Raw genomic sequence first — 252 nt, forward strand, 5'->3', positions numbered from 1 at the left:
TCCGGGGTCTCGGCGCTCCGCGGGTCGAACGGGCCGCGGGGGACGGTCAGGTCGCTCGGGGCGTACCAGACCACCGCGCCGGTGGCCGCGACCGCGGGGTCGAGCGCCAGGAGCGAGGCCAGGTGTCCGCCCGCGGACTCGCCCCACACCACGGTCCTCGCGGTGTCGACGCCGAGCTCCGGCGCACGCAGCTCCAGCCAGCGCAGGGCCGCCCGCAGGTCGTCCACCGGGGCGGGGAAGTTCGCCTCGCCG

1 protein-coding gene is annotated in these 252 nt (G+C 78.6%); it reads right to left on the reverse strand.

Annotated features, from left to right (window positions below; genetic code table 11):
* Window positions 1-252, reverse strand: a 252-nt coding sequence (locus ABD378_RS21145; protein ID WP_344522527.1) for an alpha/beta hydrolase fold domain-containing protein, incomplete at both ends; no start/stop codon positions are given.

This window comes from Streptomyces rectiviolaceus (assembly GCF_039533825.1).
Lineage (GTDB): Bacteria > Actinomycetota > Actinomycetes > Streptomycetales > Streptomycetaceae > Streptomyces > Streptomyces rectiviolaceus.